Here is a 21,145-nt window from a genome sequence, read left to right as displayed (position 1 = left end):
AAAATCTTTATCCAATACACCCGCCAAAATCCGGCAGGTGTAGTAAGTGTAAGTGGCAAAAACAAAAGTTTCCAGATGGAACTTCGGAGCCAAATGGCACATCGGTATCGCGTCTGTATTGCGACTGTATCACGGAGGTGCAAAAATTGACGTGCACGTCAACCTACATACCGGGATCAACCGGCTCGATCACCGCGCCGCCGCCCTCTACCCAGTCTTTGAAGCCACCCAGATTGTGCACCTCACCATAGCCCATATCCTTGAGCAGCTTGCCTGCCAGCGCGGCGCGGCCACCTGAGGCGCAGTGCAGGATCACGGGCCGGTCAAATTGCAGCTCCGGGTCATGAAACGGCGTGGCAGGATCAGCGCGGAACTCCAACATGCCACGCGGGATGTGGTGGCTGCCTTCGGCGCGGCCATTGGCGGCCAACTCCGGCGCGTCGCGCACATCCAGTAGCAACGCCCCGGCGGCAACTTTGACCTGCGCATCAGCGGCGGAGATTTTCGGAACAACCGCATGGGCGGCTTGCAGAAGGTCGGCGGCGGTGGTCGGCATAGGGGCACTCCTCTGATGTGTCTGACATGAGGGTAGGCACAGCAGCGCGCCCTGTTAAGGGGGCATCGCACATCCGTGAGCAGAAATCACAAAAGAAAGAAGGCGTCAGGTGATGGACGGCAGCGGGTCAAAACACGACCCATGCCCACGACCTGACGCCTTCGTTTTGAATAGCCCTCAAAGCAGGTTGCCCCGCCCGTCACGCGCATTCATCTCGCGCTGTCCCTTTTGCGCGGCCTCTTACCGAAGCCTAGATGTGCCCCCAACGGGGCCCATCCCATCCGGGCCAGTGCAGCGGGATCTGCTTGGCCTATCGCCACAAACGCAGCCCCTATGGAGCCGGCTTCTGGCAAGAGGACAATCACCTCCCCCCAAACCGATGTTCAAAGCACCCTGCAGGTGAGGCGCACTGGGTGTGCGATCCGTCCGCGTGGTGTTGTCCCTTCTTCCCATCGGCCACCGCTCAGGCCTGTGCCGCCTTCCTGCCTTAAGACCCCGCCGCCGTAGGATGAGGGCGGCCTGATCTCACAGGCATTTCGGCCAGCGATCCGTCGAATAGTCCAGCGTGGACGACGCGTTGTGGTGGGCCTCAAACGAGGCATCAAACGCGCCATGCGAGGTCTGTTCCGGCAGGCCGGTCCCTCCCCGCTCCGGCCACTGGCGGGCATATGCCCCTCTCCGGAAGACCTCAGCGTCCCGCGCCGGATCTTGCGATCCCTTGCGTTGGATTGATGGTGGGTCAGGAGGGCCGAGTCGGGCAAGAAAAAAGTGACAGTTTTACGAAAGCCGCTGGGGGTAAACTATTGGGAAAGCTTGGGGATTTCCTGTGGATAAGCTGGGGATGGGTTGGGAAAGGTGAGAAAAGTGGGGGATTTGGGGAAGGATGGATATTTATGCGGTGAGCGGCGTCTTGGAAACGGTCCAGTGGACCGTTTCAGCCGCGAACGGGCGGAGCCCAGCGGGCGGAATTGGGTTGGGAGAGATTGCGCGTGGGTGCGACGCACGCGTTTGGCGGGTGTTTCGGAGGTTGTTGCTCGCAACAAAGGGGAGCGCCTGACCCTGGGTGGGTGCTGAAAGCGCCCTCCCGTGGGGAGTGAAGGCCGTCTTGGAATTGATCCAATGGATCAATTCAGGCCTGAACGGGCGGAGCCCATGGGCGCTGGGGAACGGAATGTGAACTTGCCAGCCTCTTCACGCTTTATGCTCTTCCGCCGAAAACTGCAAATGCGGCCACATTTCGACCAACCAAGCAATGAAAATGAGGAACATAAACACAAAATAGCCTAAGGCCAAAGCTGCATTAACGGTTCCTAACGCATCGATTAGTGTTGTTTCCGAAGGAAGACCCTGGAACAGAATTCTATGGGTGGAGATGAACGCGCTAAACAAAAAGTATACCCCCATCAAGATCAAGAAGCTCGAGTTCGCACTTTTAACCACTCTTGGCGTGAGCTCTCCTGCATCTTTGAGATCCTTCAAATAGTGCTCCCATCCGCGCACATTCTTGTAAGAGTTTTCAATCCGTTTCTCTATAAATCGCCCCGCACGAGCGATCCCATTCACTTCAATTACAAAGAGGAACGACATCGCAACTACTACAATAGGCACGATTAAAAGAAATGAACCTTCCATAACTCCTGTTATCTTGAGTCCAGATACACTGGGTATGCCCAGAGCCGCACCAGCAACGATAAAAAACCGCCGTTGTTGTCTCTCTAAAATTTCCTTTCTTAGCGAGCGGTACTGCTCTTCGAAAATCACAATCTCTTGGTCTCTGGTTTCGGTCAGTTTGAAGTGCCTGTCATACTCAGCCATCATAAATCTCTTTTTGAAACTAGTTGTTAAGTTATAGATTAATACTCGAAGCCACTCCACAACCATTGCGCGTTTTGAAGTATTATTGCCTTCAGCCAAGGAACAGCTCCCGGATCTCCGATCCGGATCGCGCCCCCCAGGCGGGTGCGATTTTGCAACGTTGCGCCAGACGAGACATGGGGGATGTGCGGACAGGGATGTGTCAAGTGTAGAGCCGCCCTCGGGGTCGGGCGCGATCCTTGCCGCTAAGCAGTGGGCCACCATGGCAAGTCTTGGAACTTGACGCCATCGCGCCATCGGTTTCCACCGCGGCCCTTCAAAACACGTGTTCCGGGCAGTTGGTTGGCGATCTCGGAAAAGTCGGCCTCTGTTAGAAGAGGTGTCCAGAAGTCGCAGGCTTTGGCGAGATGCCATAAGAAGACATCGTTGCAGTCCATTGTGCTGCGCGCGCCATCGACCTGATTTTCCAGCTTGGCCATCACGACGGAATGGCACTCCGGGGTTTCAAGCGCAGCGGCAAAGGCTGGGCCATCGCGGCCTTCTTTTTCGGCGAGGCGGACGAGATCGTAGAAGTAGGTTTTGTTGCGTTTGGGCATTGCGCGGACCGTGCACGTTGTGCGGGTGGCGCGCAATGAGAAAGGCCGCTCAGTAGAGCGGCCTTGGGGGGTGGGGCTGGCGTGGTGCGCCGTAAATTCCGGGGTGCGCCCGCGAAGGCTTTGCCTTCGCTTCCGCGCACGCGCGCTCGAAAATGGACTAGTCGTCCATTTTGAGCGCGGAAATAAATGCCTCTTGCGGGATGTCGACCCGGCCAAACTGGCGCATCTTTTTCTTACCGGCTTTTTGCTTATCCAGCAGCTTACGTTTCCGCGACGCGTCGCCGCCGTAACATTTGGCGGTCACGTCTTTGCGCAGCGCAGACAAGGTCTCACGCGCGATGACTTTGCCGCCAATCGCCGCCTGGATCGGGATCTTGAACATATGGCGCGGGATCAGGGTTTTGAGCTTTTCACACATCGCGCGGCCACGCTGTTCTGCGCGGTCCCGGTGCACCATCATGGAGAGCGCATCCACCGGCTCGTCGTTGACCAGCACCGACATCTTCACAAGGTTGTCCTCGCGGTAGCCCTCCATCTGATAGTCAAAGGAGGCATAGCCTTTGGTCACCGATTTCAGACGGTCGTAGAAGTCAAACACCACCTCGTTGAGCGGCAGGTCATAAACCGCCATGGCACGGGAGCCGGCGTAGGTCAGATCAAGCTGAATGCCGCGGCGGTCCTGGCAGAGTTTGAGCACGTCACCGAGGTATTCGTCCGGCACAAGGATGGTGGCCTTGATGCGCGGCTCCTCGAGGTGGTCAACCTTGGACATGTCGGGCATGTCAGCCGGGTTGTGCAGCTCGATCATCTCGCCAGCTTCGTTGTCCTTGCCCTTCATGTAGACGTGGTAGATCACCGAGGGCGCGGTGGTGATGAGCTCGATGTTGTATTCACGCTCGATCCGGTCGCGGATCACTTCGAGGTGCAGCAGACCCAGGAAGCCGCAGCGGAAGCCAAAGCCCAGCGCGGCGGAGGTTTCCATTTCAAAGCTGAAGGACGCGTCGTTCAGGGCCAGCTTGTCGATGGCGTCGCGCAGGTCTTCGAATTCGGCGCTATCCACCGGGAAGAGGCCACAGAAGACCACCGGTTGCGCCGGCTTAAAGCCCGGCAGGGCCGACTCAGTACCGTGGCGGTCGTTGGTGATGGTGTCACCTACGCGGGTGTCACGCACCTGTTTGATGGAGGCGGTCAGGAAGCCGATCTCGCCCGGGCCGAGACTGTCGACCATTTCCATTTCCGGACGGAAGACACCAACACGGTCAATGGAGTGCAACGTGTTGTTGGACATAAACTTGACGCGCTGGCCCTTTTTCAGGGTGCCGTCCATGATACGCACCAGCACGATCACGCCAAGATAAGCGTCATACCAGCTGTCCACCAGCATCGCTTTGAGCGGCGCATCAAGCGTGCCGGTTGGGGCGGGCAGTTCTTTCACGATGGCCTCAAGGGTCTCGTGGATGCCCTGCCCGGTTTTGGCGGAGACCTGGATGGCGCCGGTGGCGTCGATGCCAATCACATCCTCGATCTGTTCTGCCACACGGTCACAATCGGACGCCGGCAGGTCAATTTTGTTGAGCACAGGCACAAGGTCATGGTCCGCTTCGAGCGCGTGATAGACGTTGGCCAGCGTTTGCGCCTCAACCCCTTGGGAGCTGTCGACCACCAGAAGCGAGCCTTCGACCGCACGCATGGAGCGGGAGACTTCGTAGGCAAAGTCGACGTGACCGGGGGTGTCGATGAGGTTCAAGACATAGGTCTCGCCGTCATCGGCCTTATAATCGATGCGCACAGTGTTGGCTTTGATGGTGATGCCACGCTCGCGCTCGATGTCCATGCTGTCGAGCAGCTGTTCCTTCATATCGCGGTCCTGCACCGTGCCCGTCTCCTGGATGAGGCGGTCAGCAAGGGTGGATTTGCCATGGTCGATGTGGGCGACAATGGAGAAATTGCGGATTTTGGACAGATCTGTGCTCATGCAGCGGGATATGAGGGGGAATCTTGTATTGGTCAAGCAGCGCTGTAGGGTGCGGGGCGGGTTATTTGGGTTAACGCGGGGTTTTGAGTGGTGGATGACGAAGCATTTGAGAGTTTAGAGCAACTGGAAGCTTGGTTGAGGAAGCAGGATATCTCAGCGATCCAAGCTTTTTCTGCGCGAGCAGCCTTAAGAGAACTGCCAGCATTGACGTATTTTTCAGACAAAGATGCGAAAGATATGCTTGGTGTAAACCTTATTCTCTATTGCCTACGAGCAACTCTCACTTGTGGTGTATCTAGTACGCAATCGAGAAAAACTCAAAGAGCCATGAAGGCTGCTGCTGATGCATCTGCAGCTGATGCCAGATCAACAGTTATAGCTGCTGCTACCTCAAGCCTAATCCTCGATTCAGAAGCTGCTCTTCGCGCTACCCGCGCAGCACGAAGCATCAGTCACGCCGCTGCAACTTCCGCCGCTATTTCCATCCGATCAGCTTCCAATTCAGCAATCTCAGCTTCCTCCAATTCTCGATTGCGCGATGCAAATGTGATTGCCATTCAAGGCACAAAAGCTGTCTATTCACGCGCACTTTGGCTCGAAGGAAAGGCTGGTAGCGAATCCGTCAGGAAATGGATTGAATTTCTACGGGAGCCTAGCTCTAGTAGACAATGGCGCTTCTGGCACAAATGGTATCAAAGCATGGTTGAGGGCAAACCATTGAACTGGGAACTCCAACGGCGGGTTGCACTCATTGAAGATGACATCTGGCGAGCTGGTCCAAAGGCCGTAGCGCAAGCCATTCACGAAATCGAACAGGAACTTGCTGGCCCTGCCCCTCTAGAAGAGAACGTTCTGCGAAAGCACGTTGAGCACCTTCTGAAAAATCCAGTTATATCTGAAGCCACCGCATTGAACGGTGCGGAGACGCTCGAGCATGCGATTTCAGAGTACCTGCGCGCAGCTCCGGCGAATGGATTGCCGGAAGATTTGAAACACCTTGAAGGGCTGCCCCAACATTTTAGAGCCATTGCGCGTGTGATCGGGAGCCAAACCAGCAAAGAAGAGAAAGAGGCCCTGCTTGCTGACGAAATTTCCAAGCTGCATGCGCGCGTGGCTGAGCTGGAAAAGGAACTGGCCGTTGCGAAGAGTAAGGAGTTGAAAGGGGTTATCTCACTGAAGGCTGCAGAATCTTTCGGGAAAACAATTGGCAGCCCGGTGTTTTGGAGCGGCGCGGCTGTGAGTGTGGGCTATTTCTTTGGCGTGACTCCGAGCGACATGACTTTGGAAAACTTCCGCAACTATGTGGAAGAGTTGTTGCGCGTTAACGCGGACACTGCCCCAAATGTTCAAACGCAGTTGCCATCAAGCTTCGACATTTGAGAGCAAACCGAGAGAGCCGCGCGGTAGGACGGCGATTATTGGTTAGCAGCAACAAAGGATCGCACCCGATCCCGAGGGCGGCTTTCAGTTTGGCGAAACGCTGTCCCGCCTTCTTATCTCTCTAGCTCTTTGCAACCGTTGCAAATCGCACCCGCCCTGGGGGGCGGGGTCGGGTGCGATCCGGATCACGGGTGATCCGGAAGAAGGATGTTTCACCAAGCCGCGCCTGACCCTGGGATAGTGCTGAATGCGCCCTTCCGTAGTGAGCGTCCTTCTCGGCACCTGGTTGCGCAATGGGGCGCGGCGCGATCGAAAGCTGTAAGACATCCGCAATCCCCTCCCCCACAAATATGTGACCACAAAACCGCTGGCCTTTGCCCTTCGCCACAGCTAAAGACGCCGTCCCGCGCACTCCTGTAGTGCACGGCTGCACGGTTTTTCTGAGCACAACCCTTGATAACGCGCTTCTCTGACCCAAGATTCTGGGCCAGGATTGGGGCATGCGCGGGATCTTTAAAAACGCGCCCCCAAATTGTCAGGGAAGACATTTATGCGCCGGCGATTGACCACTTTGATGTGTGCGGATTTGGTAGGGTACTCGGCCCTTATGGGCGAGGATGAGGCGCTGGCCGTGGCCTCTGTGCAGGAGCTGCGCAAGAAACATCTGGAACCGGTTGCGGCCAATCATGGCGGCGAGGTGCTCAAACGCATGGGTGACGGCTGGATTCTGTCTTTCCCAAGTGTCGAAGAAGCGCTGGATTGCGCCGAAGAGGTGCAAAGCAGCCTTGTTGAACATGAGGTGATCAAGCTGCGCATTGGCTGTCACATTGGCGAGATTGTTGAAGATGAGGCGGATTTCTACGGCAATGGCGTGAACATTGCCCAGCGGATCGAAACCGAAGCGCCTCCCGGTGGCGCGATGTTCTCCGAAGACCTGTTTCGTGCCTTGTCCGAAGAGCGTCAGGACGAGCTCAAAGACGTGGGCATGTTCAACCTCAAAAACATTGCCAAGCCAATCCGGCTCTATCAATGGCGGCCCGCCAACCTGACCACTGCGCCGGACAAAGGCACCTTGCCGTCGGTGGGGTTTGAGACGTTTGTGGCGGCACCGGAGACTCCGGAAAGTGCCGCGATTGCCGATGACCTGCATGATGGGCTGGTGCAGCTGTCGCTGAAACGCACAGGCGTGACCACGGTGGATGCGGATAACTTGGAAAACACCCCGCCGGACTACTTGATCCGTGGTCGACTGCGGGTAGCTGGAAAGCGTGCGCGCTTCACCATGAGTCTCATTTTGCGCGAAGAGATGCAGACGTTGTGGACCGGCACCTATGAGGGTGATCCAAGTGACCCTTTTGCCTTTGTCGATGACATCATGCCCCGGCTTGAAGGCGACGTGCGCCTGCAAACCATTCAGCGGGATGGCGACCGGCTGGCGCATCTAAGTCTCAATCAGCTGAGCGTGTCCGAGTTGCGCGCCCGAGCAGCGTCAAAGTTCTTCAAACAGACCATCCCAAGTTGGGAAGACGGGCTGGCGGCGCTGGACCGCGCTGTGTTGCTTAGCCCCGGGGATGGCATGTCTCTGGCGATGCGGGCGCAGAGCCGGTTGAACCTTGGCGGGGTGATGTTCACCGATGAAACACCTGAGGTTCTGGAGCAGTTGGGCCGGGACCTGGATGTGGCGGTTGCGGAATGTCCAACAAGTGACTTCGTGTTCTGGGCACGCGGGGCGTATCGTCTGAAGGTGAAACGCGATTTGGCCGGAGCTGCGTCGGATATTGCGCGGTCGCGCGAGATCAATCCCAACTTCATTGGGGTTGTGGATCTGATTGCGCAGAAGGCGTTTTTGGAAGGCGACTACGATGGCGCTTTGGAGGCGTTAACCGCCTATGAGGAAATGGGCAGCGGTGATCCGTTCCGGGTGAACCGACTGTGTTTCAACGCGCGGATTCTGTTGGGCGCTGGCGAGGCTGAGGCGGCACATGTGGCCGCGCTTGAGGCGTCGGACTTGAGCCCGATGGATCGCGGGCTGCAGCTACTCAAGGCTTTGGCCTGTGAGAAGGTTGGCGACACGGCGGGGCTTGAGGCCGCACGAGCTGCGGCGCGCAGCTTGGAAAAAGCGCCTTCGGTGACGGTCAATCGGTTGGTTTTGCCGGATGAGCTGCAATGGCTGAACGACGCGTTGCATCCGGAGGCAGAGCCGGTGTGAGGCAGGGTTAGCCTTGCCGCAACCGTCTGGCGGCCAGCCAGCTGAGCGCGGACATCATCGCCGCGGTGAAGAGGCAGAGCCATAGCCCTCCGAATTGATAGCTGACTCCAGAGAGCAACGTGCCCAACAGGCGGCCTGCGGCGTTGGACATGTAGTAAAACCCCACATCCATGGTCACGCGCTCATCAGAGGTGAAAGCGAGAATCAAGTAGCTGTGCACGGCAGAGTTCACCGCGAAGACAAAGCCAAAGATCAGCAAGCCTGCGATCAAAATGGCGGTGAGAGCGTTTGATGTGTCGAGCAGCAGTACGGCGGCGGTGAGCACCAGCGGGATCAGGGTCAGGTAGCCAACCCAATGGATGGCTTTTTGCACGATCTCACCCGTGGTCGAATGGGCGGCTTTGAGGATGCGTGGAGCGTTGCCTTGTACAATGCCGTAAAGAATGATCCAGACCGCCATGAAGATGCCGATGATGAAGAAAGCCTCGCGGCGGCCCTCGGCGGAGCCATCAGACAGCACGGCGTTGAAGTAGACCGGGATGCCCACCACAAACCAGACATCGCGCGCGCCGAAGAGGAACATGCGCGCGAGGCTGAGCCTGTTGACGTTTTTGTCTTTGGAGAAGACCTGGCTAAACTTCGCTTTTTTGGAGCCCTGCGGCAGGCCGGAGGGCATGAAGATCACGACCCCGGCGAGGATCACCGCCAGAATGATCGCCATGCCCCAGACAGAGGCTTGAAAGCCCCAGATGGCCAGCAGCGCGGCGCCCAGGAAGAAGCCGCAGCCCTTCACGGCGTTCTTGGAGCCGGTCAGAAGGGCCACCCAGCGGAACAGCCCGCCGCCCTCTTTGGGGGCGAGCAGTTTCACGGCGGATTTTGACGACATCTTGGAGAGGTCTTTGGCCACGCCCGAGGCACCCTGCACGCACATCACGAAGATCACCGAGGCGGTGACGCCCCAAGCAGGATCGAGCTGCGCCAAGGCAATCAGGGCCACGATTTGAATGGTGAGGCCTGCGTAAAGCGTCGACGTCAGACCAAAGCGGGCGGCGATCCAGCCTGCGGAGAGGTTGGTGACAATGCCCATGACCTCATAAAGCAGAAACAGATAGGCCAACTGGATTGGGGAGAAGCCCAGACCATTGAAGTGCAAGAGCACCAGCATGCGTAACGCGCCGTCTGTGAGCATAAAGGCCCAATAGGCGGCGGTGACGGTGATGTAGGCGGAGAGGCCGTCTGTTTTTTTGGTTCGGGCGTTGGTCATCAAGATCACTTAGGGGCGCGTCCGACCTCGGGAGGAAGCGAAGCGCCCTCCCATGGGGGAGGTCGGGCGCGGCCTGTGCCAGTGGCACGAGCCAAAGGGTTAGAGGCTGGCGAGCACCTTGCGAGTGACATCCGCGAGACGGAAGGCATAGCCCCATTCATTGTCATACCACGCGTAGACTTTCACGTGTTTGCCATTCACTACGCGGGTCGACAGCGCATCAACAATGGTGGAGCGGTCATCATTGGTGAAATCACAGGACACCAGCGGGCGGGTTTCATAGCCAAGGATGCCTTCAAGCTCGCCGGCGGCGGCTTCGGCAAAGAAGCTGTTGACCTCTTCCACAGTGGTGTCACGACTCACGTCAAACACGATGTCGGTCAGCGATGCATTCAACAGCGGCACGCGCACGGCGGTGCCGTCGATTTTGCCCTCCATGTCGGGGAAAATCTGGATGATCGCTTTGGCCGATCCGGTGGTGGTTGGGATCAGGCTGTTGAGCGCGGAACGTGCGCGGCGCGGGTCCTTGTGGGCTTTGTCGACAATCACCTGCGTGTTGGTCACATCGTGGATGGTGGTAAAGCTGGCCTGTTCAATGCCAAGTTTGTCACGGATCACCTTGACCACCGGCGCGATACAATTGGTGGTGCAGGAGGCCGCGGTGATAACTTTGTGTGTCTCGGCATCGTAAGTGTCGTCATTCACACCGTAAACGATATTGGCGACGTCGTCCTCTTTCACAGGAGCTGAGACCACAACCTTTTTTACGCCTGCATCAAAGTAGGGCTGCAACTTATCGTTGGATTTGAAAACGCCAGAACAGTCCACAACAAGATCAACACCGAGTTCTTCAAGCGGCAAGTCCTCGATCTTCCAAGCAGCGGTTTTGCGCATTTGGTGGCCATCTACAGTGATGCTGTCCTCATCAAATGCAAAGTCCGCGCGCCAGCGGCCATGTACAGTGTCAAACTCCAAGAGGTGCGCGTGCAGTTCAGCGTCGCCAACCGGGTCGTTCAGCAGGACAATGTCGGCGTCCAGACCAAGGTCAAAAAAGCTGCGGATCACCAGCTTGCCCATGCGGCCAAGGCCATTGATTGCGATTTTGGTCATCAGAAATTCCTCAATTTCTATCCCCGGTGAGACAAATCCAAAGGGCGGCGGCCGACCTCGGGAGAAAGCGAAGCGCCCTCCCGTGGGGGAGGTCAGGCGCTGCCCGGGCTTGACGGCCCGAGTCTTAGGTTACGAGAACCATCCGCGGGTGCGATTGGCAAAAGCGACAAGGGACAGCATGACGGGCACTTCGACCAGCACGCCAACGACGGTGGCCAAGGCAGCTCCTGAGCCGAGACCAAAGAGCGAGATGGCAACCGCCACCGCAAGCTCAAAGAAGTTGGAGGTTCCAATCAACGCACAGGGAGCGGCGACCTCAAACGGGACTTTCCAGAGCCGCGCGGCGCCATATGCGATGAAGAAGATGCCGTAGGTTTGGATCAACAGCGGGATCGCGATCAACAGGATATTGAGCGGTTGGCTCAGGATCACCTGCGCTTGAAAACCAAAGAGCAGGACCACGGTCAGCAGTAAGCCGCCCACAGAAGCAGGGCGCAGCTTATCACGGAAGGCGTCGACAGCGATCTCCCCCCCCTGCCCCATCAAGCGGTTGCGCGTGATGACACCTGCAATCAGCGGTAGGAGAATGTAGAGCACCACGGACAGCAGCAAAGTGCTCCATGGCACCGTGATGTCAGTCACGCCCAGCAAAAAGGCCACGATGGGGGCAAAGGCAAAGACCATGATCACATCATTCACGCTGACCTGCACCAGCGTGTAGTTGGCATCGCCCCGTACTAGATTGGACCAGACAAACACCATGGCGGTACAGGGCGCGGCCCCCAGCAGGATCACCCCGGCCAGATATTCGCTTGCGGTTTGCGGATCTATCCAAGGGGCAAAGATGTGCTCAAAGAATAGAACTCCCAGCGCGGCCATGGTGAAGGGCTTGATCAGCCAGTTCACAACAACAGTGATCACCAGACCTTTGGGTTTGCGGCCCACGTCGGTGAGCGCACCAAAGTCGATGCCCACCATCATTGGAAAGACCATGGCCCAGATCAGCACTGCAACCGGCAGGTTTACAGAGGCTACTTCCAGACTGGCGAGCCAACCAAAGGCACAAGGAAACAGGCTGCCCAGCGCGAGCCCTGCGGCAATGGCCAAAGCCACCCAAAGAGACAGAAGGCGCTCGAAAGTGCCAAGACCCGCGTCGATGTCTGCACTGTGGTCACTCATGCGCATGTCCCTTCACCGCAAGTGAGGTCTTCGATCAGAGGCTGACACAATTCTGGTTGGCCGCCGCAGCAATCTTCCAAAAGGAACTCCAGCAGGCCACGCATGCCATCTGTGTCCGCGAAATAGCGGATCACGCGGCCTTCACGTTGATTGCGTACAAGGCCTGACTGCAACAGAACCGAGAGGTTGGCCGACAAAGTATTTTGCCGCACATCCAAGGCTTCGGCAATCTCACCAGCGCTCATACCGGCGTCTCCGGTTGTCACCAAAAGGCGGAAAGTTTCCAAGCGGGTTTGCTGAGACAGGGCCGAAAAGGCCGTGAGGGCTGACGTCATATCCATAATTCACGAAATATGGATATGATGGGTGAGTCGCAAGCGTTTCATGCCGGCGTTTTGGCCTGATGCAGTGAAACTTTTGTGACGGCTTGGGCTTTGGTTACCCAAAAACATCGACGGGGCGGTCTTCGAGCATGGTTTCCATGGAGAAGAAGCCTGTGACCGTGTCGAGTTCATAGCCTGTGGTGAGGCGGCGATAAACGGCATCATACCCAGACATACCGGAAGTGATGATTTTGAGCATGTAGTCCCAGTCGCCACCAATACGATGCATCTCCGCCACTTGGGGAATGCGCGCCACATGGGCCTTGAAGCCTTCCGCCCAGTCCATCGAGTGATTGCGCGTGCGCACCATGACAAAGACGGTCAGGTCGAGGCCCAGTGCCGTGGGATCGATGCGCATGCGCGACCCCAGCAGCACGCCCTCTTCTTCGAGCTTTTTCAACCGTCGCCATAGGGCGTTTTGAGACAGGCCGACGCGGTCTGCAACTTCTCGCTGCGACAAAGAGGCGTCTCTTTGCAGAACATCGAGAATATTGCGATCAATGTTATCAATTTGCTTACTCATACCGATCATATGACCACAAATTTGACCAAATGGCGATGAGAAAGGGAAAAAATATCTATTTCGATAGGGCTAACATCCTCTCAAGACGCGCATGAGGACAAAAATGACCAATCCGACCGCCCCTTTTGAGACATTTGCCAACACGCTGAAGACCGCGAAGGATCCGCAAGAGTTCCTTCGGAGCGGATTGATTGGAGGTGAGGCCCTTATTGATACGCCAACCGGCCCAAAGAAGCTGGTCTATGCGGATTACGTCGCCTCCGGGCGGGCGCTGCGCCAAGTGGAAATGTTCGTGATGGAAGAGGTCCTGCCGTTTTATGCCAACACCCACACCGATGCGTCCTTCTGTGGCGCGCGCATGGGGGCGCTGCGTGAAGGGGCGCGGGAGGTTGTGCGCGAACATTGTGGTGCGCGGGCCGGCGAACATGCGGTGATTTTCTCCGGTTCCGGTGCGACAACCGGTCTGAACCAGCTGATGCATCTGATTGGCGTCGGCGCGGGTGACACCGTGCTGGTGGGGCCCTATGAGCACCACTCCAACCTTTTGCCGTGGCGTGAAAGCGGCGCGGATGTGATCGAAGTGCCGGAGGGCGATCTGCCCGGCCCGGACCGCAAAATTCTGACCCAGCTGCTCACGGAGCGGGGGGCCACAGGCCGTGTGATCGTAGCGCTTAGCGCTGCGGCCAATGTGACAGGGGTATGCACGGATGTGGCGGCGCTGACCCGGCTGGTCAAACACCATGGGGGGATCATGGTGTGGGACTACGCCGGGGGCGGGCCTTACCTGCCCATGCAGATGACGCCGGTGGAGGGGGCAGAGATCGACGCTCTGGTGTTTTCGCCGCACAAATGCATTGGCGGCCCCGGCGCGAGCGGCGTGCTGGTGATGCGCCAAGAGCTGGCCTGCGCCCGCGTGCCCTATCGTCCGGGCGGCGGCACCGTGGCCTTTGTGAACGCGCATCAGCATGACTACGTGACCAAACTGGAGCAGCGCGAAGAAGGTGGAACGCCTAACGTGGTGGGCGACATTCGCGTGGCGTTGGCGTTGAAGGTGAAAGAGGTGATTGGCCAAGAGGCGATGACTGCGCGCAACGCGGTGCTGACCGCGCGGGCCTTTGCGGCTTGGGGTACGGAGCCACGCCTGAAAATTCTGGCACCGGAGCGTGAGGAGCGTCTACCGATCCTGTCATTTGTGCCGCTGAACGCTTATGGTGAGCGGATTGACCACAATGAGTTCACGCGGGCGCTGTCAGAGCAATATGGCATTCAGGCGCGCGGAGGCTGTTCCTGCGCCGGGCCTTATGTGCATGAACTTCTGAAGATTGGCGACGATCAGTCGTCCGTCATCCGCAACGACATCTTGCAAGGGCCAGGCACATCCAAACCCGGCTTTGTGCGTCTGAACTTGAGCGTGTTGATGACGGATGAAACCGTGAATTACATCCTCGCGTCTGTGGCCGAACTGGCCCGCAGCTGGGACCTTGAATCGCAAACTGCGATGGCAAGCTAAAGCGTTGTTGCGCGGTACTTGAAGGCGCCGGAGCCACGGGCGATGACCTCGCCGGTCTCGTCCGTGATGGTGCCTTCGGCAAAGAATGTCTTGGCGCCGCCGCCGGTGCGCCAGCCTTCTGCAATCAGACCTTTGCCTTTGGGGCGCGACAGGAAGTTGGTGGTCAGCGACAACGTAAGCGCCAGTTTCTTGTGCTCTGGCGTGCCGGTGTAGCAGCCTGCAAACCCCATCACAGTGTCCAGAAGCGTGGCGTAGATGCCGCCGTGCGGAATGCCTGCTCGGTTCATCAGGTGTGGCGCGATGGGCAGTGCAAGCCGGGCATAGTCCACATCCCAATGAGTGAGCTCAAAGCCAAGGTGCTTCTGCAGATCATATGGGGCTTCGTCCAAGGCCGGATCAAGTGGTGCGTGGGGCATGTCAAAGGCTTTCAATATTGCGTCGCAGATCGTGCACTGTCACACGGCGGTCAAACCACCATCAATGGCAATCGCCTGTCCAGTCATGAAGCTATTGTCTGGCGCATTGATCCACAACATCGCTTGCACCACCTCTTCCGGCTTTGACACGCGGCGCATGGGCACACGGCTGGCGATGTGCGTCATCGCATCCTCCCGAGAGAGACCAGAGCGCTCACCAACAATGTCTGCCATTTCATCGACCATAGGCGTGGCGGAGAACGACGGGCAAAGCGCATTCACCCGGATGCCGCGCGTAGCGTTTTCGTCGGCAGCGGCTTTGGTCAGCCCAACAACAGCGTGTTTGGCCGCCGAATAAAGCGACAGATGGCCGGAACCAACCAGCCCTGCGGCGGAGGCCACATTGAGGATCGCGCCTGCGCCCGCCTTTTGCATCAGCGGGATCTGATACTTCATACAGAGGAACACGCCTTTGGCATTCACGTTCATCATCAGGTCAAAATCATCGACGGTAAGGTACTGCAGCGGGCGCACGTCGTGGCCAATGCCCGCGTTGTTGATGCCCATGTCGAGCCCTCCGAAAGTCTCTGCGATGTTGGTGACATGGGCGGCGACCTGAGTTTCGTCAGCGACATCGACCACGTTCGCGGCCACTTCGACGCCTTTCGCGCGCAAAGCTTCCGCGACGGCGGCGAGTTGGTCAGCATTGATGTCGGACAACCCCAGCTTGGCGCCCTGCTCTGCAAAACGCTCCGCTGCCATGGCCCCAAACCCGCTGGCCGCGCCAGTGATCATGACCACCTTGTCCTGAAACATCTTATCCACGTTTTGAGGCCTCCAGTCCGGCCATGGCAAACATCGGCACAAAGGTGCCCAGCTTGGCGGCGCGTTCCGGATCAGATGCATTGCCATCCAGCGCGCGTTTTTTCACGCCTTGGATGATGGCGCCCATGCGGAAGAAACAGAACGCAAGATAAAAGCCGAATTTCTCGATGCCGGGCAGGTCCATGCGTTTGCAATAGGCGGCGATGAAGTCTTCATCCGTCGGCAGGCCCAGCGCGGCGCGGTCGATACCGGCAAGCCCCCTGCCCTCGTTGCCCGGTGGCATTTGCCATTGCATGATTACCGCCGCAAGATCGGCATAAGGATGGCCAATGGTGGACAGCTCCCAGTCCAGCACCGCGACGACTTCGGGGCGGTCTTTGGCAAAGAGCATGTTGTCGATCCGGTAATCGCCATGCACCAAGGTGCGTTTGCCATCGTCGGCGGGGATGTTGGCGGTAAGCCAGTCGATCAGATGATCCATCTGCGGGATCGTTTCGGTTTCGCTGGCGCGGTATTGCTTGGTCCAGCGGCCGACTTGACGCTCAAAGTAGTTGCCCTCTGGGCCATAGTCCGACAGGCCAACGGCGTTGATGTCGACGGAATGAATAGCGGCCAGCACACGGCCCATTTCGTCGATGACCTGAGCGCGTTGGTCGTTGGTGAGCTCTGGCAAGCGTGGATCGTCGAAGTTGCGGCCTTCGATGAAGTCCATGACATAGAAGGCGGAGCCAATCACGTCACCGTCCTCACACAGCAGGTGCATTTTGGCGACGGGGACGTCGGTGTCAGCAAGCGCCTTTTGCACGCGGAATTCGCGGTCTACAGCGTGTGCTGATTTGAGCAAAACTCCGGGCGGTTTGCGGCGCAGGACGAATTGGCCGGACGGACTGTCGAGCCGAAAGGTCGGGTTGGATTGGCCCACGTCGAATTTGGTTGCCGTGATGGGGCCTTCAAAGCCCTTGAGATGCTCGGTGAGCCAGCGCGCAACGGCGTCCGTGTCCAAGGTGGTTGCGTCCATCTGTGTCTCCTCCCCAAGGTCCACGTTAGCTGTAAGTCAGCATCTCGTCTTGGTTGCTGCTGTCAATGTGTGGGGTTTCGTTGAACCCGTTGAGCCATGTATGGCCCTTGGCCATGACCAGTCGGGCCACGGCGCAGTTTTTGACCTGCAATTGCAACAGGATCATCTGTTCGGCAGGCGCGTCCAGCACATCAGAAATGGTGCGCCCGATGGCACCTCCGGAACTGACGGCGAGGGGCGTTTTTGCATCGGACGCGGCGACAATCGCGCGCGCCTCACGCACGCGGTCAGTAAAGGCCGCGAAGCTTTCCGGTGGGGTGTCGATCTCACCGCGCTGCCATTCGATCACCGTGTCCCGCAGGATACGAAAATGGGTTTTCCGGTCATCATGCAGGCCTGCTGGCTTGTCATCCCGGTTGGCGTAGCGGGCCTCAAGCAGCCCGCCAAAGTCAAATTCGTTCCACCCCGGCACGACAATCGGCTCAAGCCCGGTACCCAGCGCGCTTTCGATGCCTTCCCAGGTTTGGCGATGACGTTTTTGCGCGCCGATGAACACCGCATCCGGCCTTACGCCTTGACGCTCAAGCGCCGCGCCCAGCGCCGCGGATTGGCGGTGGCCGAGGTCTGACAGGTTGTCATAATCTTCCGCGCCAAAACTGGCTTGCGCGTGGCGGATGAGGTGGAATATCTGACTCATGACATGCGAGCCTGTAAGCGCTCCCACGCGGCGATGTATTCGCGCTCCAGCCGGTCGACGAGGTCTGCGGTTTTGGTGACTTCTTTCACCGCGCCAATGCCTTGGCCGGAGCCCCAGATGGTTTTCCACGCTTTCGGCTTCTCGCGGTCGCCGCCAAAATCCATGGTTTTCACGTCCCCGTCCGGCAAGTTGTCCGGGTCCATGCCCGCGTTGGTCACAGAGCCTTTGAGGTAGTTGCCGGACACGCCGGTGAACAGGGATGAGTAGACGATATCCTCGGCGCCGCTGTCGACAATCATGTCTTTGTAGCCTTGTACGGCGTTAGCTTCCTCTGTGGCGATGAAGGGCGAGCCGATGTAGCCGAGGTCGGCGCCCATGGCTTGTGCCGCCAAGAGCGACGCGCCAGTGCCAATGGAACCCGACAGCAGCAAAGGCCCGTCAAACCACTCGCGGATTTCGCTGATCAGCGCGAGTGGGCTTTGTGGGCCTGCGTGACCGCCAGCGCCAGCCGCGACGGCAATCAGGCCGTCCGCGCCTTTCTCAATCGCCTTTTTGGCAAACTTGTTGTTGATGATGTCATGCAGCGCGATGCCGCCGCAATCATGGGCCGCGTCGTTGACTTCCACCCGCGCACCGAGCGAAGTGATCCAAATTGGCACCTTGTGTTTGTGGCAGAGCTCAATGTCACGCTCGAGACGGGTGTTGGAGCGGTGCACGATCTGGTTGACCGCAAAGGGCGCGGCAGGGCGATCCGGGTTCTCTTGGTTGTGACGGTCCAGCTCTTCACGGATTTGCGTCAGCCAGGTGTCCAGAAGCGGATGCTCGCCCTCGCCTTCGCGGGCGTTAAGCGCCGGAAAGCTGCCGATGATGCCTGCCTTACACTGGGCAATGACCAGCGCGGGGACCGAAATGATGAACAAAGGTGAGGCAACTGCGGGGATGCGCAGACCTTGCAGGGCCTTTGGAAGGTGGCTGTCACCAGACATGAGAAACTCCTGTTGTTGGTGTCAGGATAAGGCCGCGCGCGGGGCGCTCAAGCAAGAGGTTGGCAAAGTAACATGACGTCACTTTGGAGGCGCCGTCACGGGTGGCTGTGAATTTTGCAAAACTTAGATGCCTCCGGCGGGGATATTTGGGGGCAAATGAAGCCTGTTAAGGGGTGAGGAAGTGGCGGATGTGCTGTGCAATCTCGGTGGGCTTTTGGTGCAGCAACCAATGGTCGGCGTCAGCGATGGTTTGGATCGTGAGATCGGCGCAGTGGTCTTGGAGGCCGGCGTAGCATTCCGGCAGGAGCGCGGTGTCGTTTTTGCCCCAGAGCAGGAGGTGGGGCATCGGGACATGCAAAAGGTGTGGTGGCAGATTGGGCAGGTCTTCCTCTGACAGGGGCACGCCGGGATCTGCCACTTTTAGGAAAGAGGCACGGTACCAATTGACCATGCCGCGGATCTGATCGGCATTCCCCCAGGCAGCTTGATAAGCGGCAAGCTTCTCCGGCGTCATCCAGGACATATCCATGTGTTTGGAGAAGATACCCATCATGCGGGCGTTGTTGTTGGCGGCAAGCTTATCTTCCGAGCCATCTGCACGCAGCCAATTGATGTATTGGCTGGCTTCCGACTGCGCGCCACCCGAAGCCAGAGCGCGTTGAAAGGGGATCGGGTGGACGCCATTGGCGATGATCAGCTTTTGCAGGCGATTTGGGTGGCGGAAGGCCAAACCGTAAGCCACCGCCGCGCCCCAGTCATGACCGAGGACAGCCGCGACGGGGGCGTTGGGGCTGTAGTGGTCGAGAATAGCAAGCGCATCTCCGACCAGCTTGGAGGCGGCGTAGTGGTCGACCTCGGCGGGTCGCCAGCTTTGACCATAACCGCGCTGATCCGGGGCGATGCAGAAGTACGCCTCTTCCAGCTGCGCCATAAGCTCGGCAAAGGCACCGGAGTATTCCGGGAAGCCGTGCAGCATCAGGATCGCAGGCTTAGAGGGATCGCCGGCCACCACCACGTGGAAATCGTGGCCGGCGATTTTTAGGGTATCGCTGCGCAAGACTCAGGCCATGTCCGGCAGTTTATGATCGGCAAACTGTTTGCGCAGGGTGAGTTTGGAGACTTTACCGGTGGCGGTGAGCGGCAGTTCGTCGACAAACACCACATCGTCCGGCAGCTGCCATTTCGCGAAGTGCTCCAGCAGCAGGTCCATCAACGCGTTGGCCTCTGGTTTGCCTTCGGGAGACGGCACCACCACGAGCAGCGGGCGTTCGTCCCATTTGGGGTGTGCCACGGCGATCACCGCGCAGTTGGCGACCTTGGGATGGGCCATGACAGTGTTTTCCAGATCAAGCGACGAAATCCATTCCCCGCCGGATTTGATCAGGTCTTTGGCGCGATCGGTGATGGTGAGGTAACCATTGGCGTCGATGGTGGCGACATCACCGGTGCCAAACCAGCCTTCAGCGTCAAAGGCTGTTTTATTGGCCTCTTCGTTTTCGAAGTAGCCGGAGGTGATCGCATTGCCGCGCACGTAGAGCTCGCCTGCGGCCTCTCCGTCATGAGGCAGGCGGTTGCCGTCTTCATCCACGATTTTCAGATCGACCCCAAAGACGCGGCGGCCTTGTTTGGACTTGATGGCGATGCGTTCTGCCATGGGTTTGCTGTCCAGATGATCTGGCAAATTACCTTGGGTGCCGATGGGCGACATCTCGGTCATCCCCCAAGCGTGACAGACGTTCACGCCGCCTTCCTCAAAGTATTGGATCATTGAGGCAGGTGCCGCAGAGCCACCGACGACCATATCGCCAAGGCCTTCGGGCATACGGCCTTTATTGGCGATCTCACCCTGCAGGCCGAGCCAAACTGTAGGCACACCCCAAGCGGAATAGACTTTCTCCGCGTCCATCAGTTTGAACAGGCTCGCGCCATCCAGAGCGCCGCCGGGGAAAATCAAGGACGCGCCGGTGAGAGGCGCGGCATAGGGCAGGCCCCAGGCGTTCACATGGAACAGCGGGACAACCGGCAGGATGCGTTTGCCCGGTTGCAGTGCGGCGGGCAGCGAGAGGCCAACCATCATGGCGTGCAGCACGGTGGAGCGGTGGGTGTAGAGCGTGCCTTTGGGATTGCCCGTCGTGCCCGACGTATAGCAAAGTCCTGCAGCGGTATCCTCGGGAAGGTCTGGCCAGTCGAAATGCTCTGACTGCCCCTCCAGCAGCTCTTCGTAGCAGAGGTAGTCGCCGTCGGGCATATGCGCGCGGTCGGTCATCACCACGACCTTGAGACCTTCGGGCCATTGCCCACGCAACGCGTCGACGATGGGCACAAAGGTCAGGTCGACAAACAGCATTGTGTCGTTGGCATGGTTGACGATGTAGGTCATCTGCTCGGCGGACAGGCGCGGGTTAATGGTGTGACACACTCCGCCGGCGCCAGAGATGGCATAATAGAGCTCGAGGTGGCGGTAGCCGTTCCACGCAAGTGTGGCGATACGGTCGCCCAGTTTTAGCCCCTGCGCGGTCAGCCCATGCGCCAGCTGCGCCACTCGTTTGGCGGTTTGGGCATAAGTCTGGCGATGAATGTCGCCTTCGGTGCGGACCGAAACCACCTCCGCCTCTGAGTGAATTTCTGCCGCGTAGCTTAGAATGTCCGCAATCTTCAGCGGACGCATCATCATGGACCCTTGCATTTGGCCCTCCCCTGCCA

General features: G+C 58.4%; 19 protein-coding genes. 3 read left to right on the top strand and 16 right to left on the bottom strand.

Features of this window, described 5'->3' with window-relative positions:
• Window positions 1–163: 163 nt before the first annotated feature.
• The 4 genes from Q0955_RS20535 to lepA all read right to left on the bottom strand — a co-directional run bounded on the left by Q0955_RS20535 (window position 164) and on the right by lepA (window position 4,942).
• Window positions 164–556, bottom strand: a complete 393-nt coding sequence (locus Q0955_RS20535; protein WP_299428679.1) for a rhodanese-like domain-containing protein — start codon at window positions 554–556, stop codon at window positions 164–166.
• 1,191 nt (window positions 557–1,747) lie between these two features.
• Window positions 1,748–2,470, bottom strand: a complete 723-nt coding sequence (locus tag Q0955_RS20530) for a hypothetical protein (protein ID WP_299428678.1) — start codon at window positions 2,468–2,470, stop codon at window positions 1,748–1,750.
• 146 nt (window positions 2,471–2,616) lie between these two features.
• On the bottom strand, window positions 2,617–2,967 hold the full coding sequence (locus tag Q0955_RS20525) for a hypothetical protein (protein WP_299428675.1): 351 nt from the start codon (window positions 2,965–2,967) through the stop codon (window positions 2,617–2,619).
• Between the two features lie 157 nt (window positions 2,968–3,124).
• Window positions 3,125–4,942 carry a translation elongation factor 4 gene (lepA, locus tag Q0955_RS20520; protein ID WP_299428672.1) on the bottom strand — a complete coding sequence of 606 codons (1,818 nt, stop codon included), beginning with the start codon at window positions 4,940–4,942 and terminating at the stop codon, window positions 3,125–3,127.
• A 90-nt stretch (window positions 4,943–5,032) separates the two neighbouring features.
• On the opposite strand from lepA, the gene Q0955_RS20515 reads away from it, so the two are divergent.
• Both Q0955_RS20515 and Q0955_RS20510 read left to right on the top strand, forming a co-directional pair.
• Window positions 5,033–6,322, top strand: a complete 1,290-nt coding sequence (locus tag Q0955_RS20515) for a hypothetical protein (RefSeq protein WP_299428669.1) — start codon at window positions 5,033–5,035, stop codon at window positions 6,320–6,322.
• 550 nt (window positions 6,323–6,872) lie between these two features.
• Window positions 6,873–8,531 carry an adenylate/guanylate cyclase domain-containing protein gene (locus Q0955_RS20510; RefSeq protein ID WP_299428666.1) on the top strand — a complete coding sequence of 553 codons (1,659 nt, stop codon included), beginning with the start codon at window positions 6,873–6,875 and terminating at the stop codon, window positions 8,529–8,531.
• A gap of 7 nt (window positions 8,532–8,538) precedes the next feature.
• On the opposite strand, the gene arsJ is transcribed toward Q0955_RS20510, so the two are convergent.
• The 5 genes from arsJ to Q0955_RS20485 form a co-directional block, all read right to left on the bottom strand.
• On the bottom strand, window positions 8,539–9,795 hold the full coding sequence (gene arsJ, locus Q0955_RS20505; RefSeq protein WP_299428663.1) for an organoarsenical effux MFS transporter ArsJ: 1,257 nt from the start codon (window positions 9,793–9,795) through the stop codon (window positions 8,539–8,541).
• A 99-nt stretch (window positions 9,796–9,894) separates the two neighbouring features.
• Window positions 9,895–10,905 (bottom strand): ArsJ-associated glyceraldehyde-3-phosphate dehydrogenase, encoded by a 1,011-nt coding sequence (locus Q0955_RS20500; protein ID WP_299428660.1) that lies wholly within the window; start codon window positions 10,903–10,905, stop codon window positions 9,895–9,897.
• Window positions 10,906–11,034: 129 nt separating this feature from the next.
• Window positions 11,035–12,084 (bottom strand): ACR3 family arsenite efflux transporter, encoded by a 1,050-nt coding sequence (gene arsB, locus Q0955_RS20495; protein WP_299428657.1) that lies wholly within the window; start codon window positions 12,082–12,084, stop codon window positions 11,035–11,037.
• A complete protein-coding gene (locus Q0955_RS20490) occupies window positions 12,081–12,425 on the bottom strand; it encodes a metalloregulator ArsR/SmtB family transcription factor (RefSeq protein WP_299428654.1) in 345 nt (114 codons plus the stop codon). The genes arsB and Q0955_RS20490 overlap by 4 nt, the downstream gene beginning before the upstream one ends.
• Window positions 12,426–12,522: 97 nt before the next feature.
• Window positions 12,523–12,990 carry an Lrp/AsnC family transcriptional regulator gene (locus Q0955_RS20485; RefSeq protein WP_299428651.1) on the bottom strand — a complete coding sequence of 156 codons (468 nt, stop codon included), beginning with the start codon at window positions 12,988–12,990 and terminating at the stop codon, window positions 12,523–12,525.
• A gap of 103 nt (window positions 12,991–13,093) precedes the next feature.
• On the opposite strand from Q0955_RS20485, the gene Q0955_RS20480 reads away from it, so the two are divergent.
• Complete coding sequence (locus tag Q0955_RS20480; RefSeq protein WP_299428648.1) at window positions 13,094–14,500, top strand: aminotransferase class V-fold PLP-dependent enzyme; 1,407 nt, start codon at window positions 13,094–13,096, stop codon at window positions 14,498–14,500.
• Here Q0955_RS20480 and Q0955_RS20475 read toward each other — a convergent pair.
• The 7 genes from Q0955_RS20475 to Q0955_RS20445 form a co-directional block, all read right to left on the bottom strand.
• On the bottom strand, window positions 14,497–14,916 hold the full coding sequence (locus Q0955_RS20475) for a PaaI family thioesterase (RefSeq protein ID WP_299428645.1): 420 nt from the start codon (window positions 14,914–14,916) through the stop codon (window positions 14,497–14,499). The two genes, Q0955_RS20480 and Q0955_RS20475, sit on opposite strands and share 4 nt — an antisense overlap.
• Window positions 14,917–14,955: 39 nt before the next feature.
• Complete coding sequence (locus Q0955_RS20470; protein WP_299428702.1) at window positions 14,956–15,732, bottom strand: SDR family NAD(P)-dependent oxidoreductase; 777 nt, start codon at window positions 15,730–15,732, stop codon at window positions 14,956–14,958.
• Window position 15,733: 1 nt separating this feature from the next.
• Complete coding sequence (locus Q0955_RS20465; protein ID WP_299428642.1) at window positions 15,734–16,759, bottom strand: phosphotransferase family protein; 1,026 nt, start codon at window positions 16,757–16,759, stop codon at window positions 15,734–15,736.
• A 25-nt stretch (window positions 16,760–16,784) separates the two neighbouring features.
• Complete coding sequence (locus tag Q0955_RS20460) at window positions 16,785–17,456, bottom strand: histidine phosphatase family protein (protein WP_299428639.1); 672 nt, start codon at window positions 17,454–17,456, stop codon at window positions 16,785–16,787.
• Window positions 17,453–18,442 (bottom strand): nitronate monooxygenase family protein, encoded by a 990-nt coding sequence (locus Q0955_RS20455; protein ID WP_299428636.1) that lies wholly within the window; start codon window positions 18,440–18,442, stop codon window positions 17,453–17,455. Before Q0955_RS20455 ends, Q0955_RS20460 begins: the two co-directional genes overlap by 4 nt.
• Window positions 18,443–18,608: 166 nt before the next feature.
• Window positions 18,609–19,499: an alpha/beta hydrolase gene (locus Q0955_RS20450; RefSeq protein WP_299428634.1), complete on the bottom strand. Its 891-nt coding sequence runs from the start codon at window positions 19,497–19,499 to the stop codon at window positions 18,609–18,611.
• Between the two features lie 3 nt (window positions 19,500–19,502).
• The gene (locus Q0955_RS20445) at window positions 19,503–21,128 is read right to left on the bottom strand and encodes a long-chain fatty acid--CoA ligase (RefSeq protein WP_299428631.1); all 1,626 of its coding nucleotides are present in this window, start codon (window positions 21,126–21,128) and stop codon (window positions 19,503–19,505) included.
• Between the last annotated feature and the right edge of the window lie 17 nt (window positions 21,129–21,145).

The sequence above is a fragment of the uncultured Shimia sp. genome (genome assembly GCF_947493595.1).
Lineage (GTDB): Bacteria > Pseudomonadota > Alphaproteobacteria > Rhodobacterales > Rhodobacteraceae > Shimia.
This window is presented reverse-complemented; position numbering and strand designations above follow the sequence as displayed.

Coding starts and splice junctions, on each gene's coding strand:
- Q0955_RS20535 (WP_299428679.1), bottom strand. CDS start 556: ATGCCGACCACCGCCGCCGACCTTCTGCAAGCCGCCCATGCGGTTGTT.
- Q0955_RS20525 (WP_299428675.1), bottom strand. CDS start 2,967: ATGCCCAAACGCAACAAAACCTACTTCTACGATCTCGTCCGCCTCGCC.
- lepA (WP_299428672.1), bottom strand. CDS start 4,942: ATGAGCACAGATCTGTCCAAAATCCGCAATTTCTCCATTGTCGCCCAC.
- Q0955_RS20510 (WP_299428666.1), top strand. CDS start 6,873: ATGCGCCGGCGATTGACCACTTTGATGTGTGCGGATTTGGTAGGGTAC.
- arsJ (WP_299428663.1), bottom strand. CDS start 9,795: ATGACCAACGCCCGAACCAAAAAAACAGACGGCCTCTCCGCCTACATC.
- Q0955_RS20500 (WP_299428660.1), bottom strand. CDS start 10,905: ATGACCAAAATCGCAATCAATGGCCTTGGCCGCATGGGCAAGCTGGTG.
- arsB (WP_299428657.1), bottom strand. CDS start 12,084: ATGAGTGACCACAGTGCAGACATCGACGCGGGTCTTGGCACTTTCGAG.
- Q0955_RS20490 (WP_299428654.1), bottom strand. CDS start 12,425: ATGGATATGACGTCAGCCCTCACGGCCTTTTCGGCCCTGTCTCAGCAA.
- Q0955_RS20485 (WP_299428651.1), bottom strand. CDS start 12,990: ATGAGTAAGCAAATTGATAACATTGATCGCAATATTCTCGATGTTCTG.
- Q0955_RS20480 (WP_299428648.1), top strand. CDS start 13,094: ATGACCAATCCGACCGCCCCTTTTGAGACATTTGCCAACACGCTGAAG.
- Q0955_RS20475 (WP_299428645.1), bottom strand. CDS start 14,916: ATGCCCCACGCACCACTTGATCCGGCCTTGGACGAAGCCCCATATGAT.
- Q0955_RS20470 (WP_299428702.1), bottom strand. CDS start 15,732: ATGTTTCAGGACAAGGTGGTCATGATCACTGGCGCGGCCAGCGGGTTT.
- Q0955_RS20465 (WP_299428642.1), bottom strand. CDS start 16,759: ATGGACGCAACCACCTTGGACACGGACGCCGTTGCGCGCTGGCTCACC.
- Q0955_RS20460 (WP_299428639.1), bottom strand. CDS start 17,456: ATGAGTCAGATATTCCACCTCATCCGCCACGCGCAAGCCAGTTTTGGC.
- Q0955_RS20455 (WP_299428636.1), bottom strand. CDS start 18,442: ATGTCTGGTGACAGCCACCTTCCAAAGGCCCTGCAAGGTCTGCGCATC.
- Q0955_RS20445 (WP_299428631.1), bottom strand. CDS start 21,128: ATGCAAGGGTCCATGATGATGCGTCCGCTGAAGATTGCGGACATTCTA.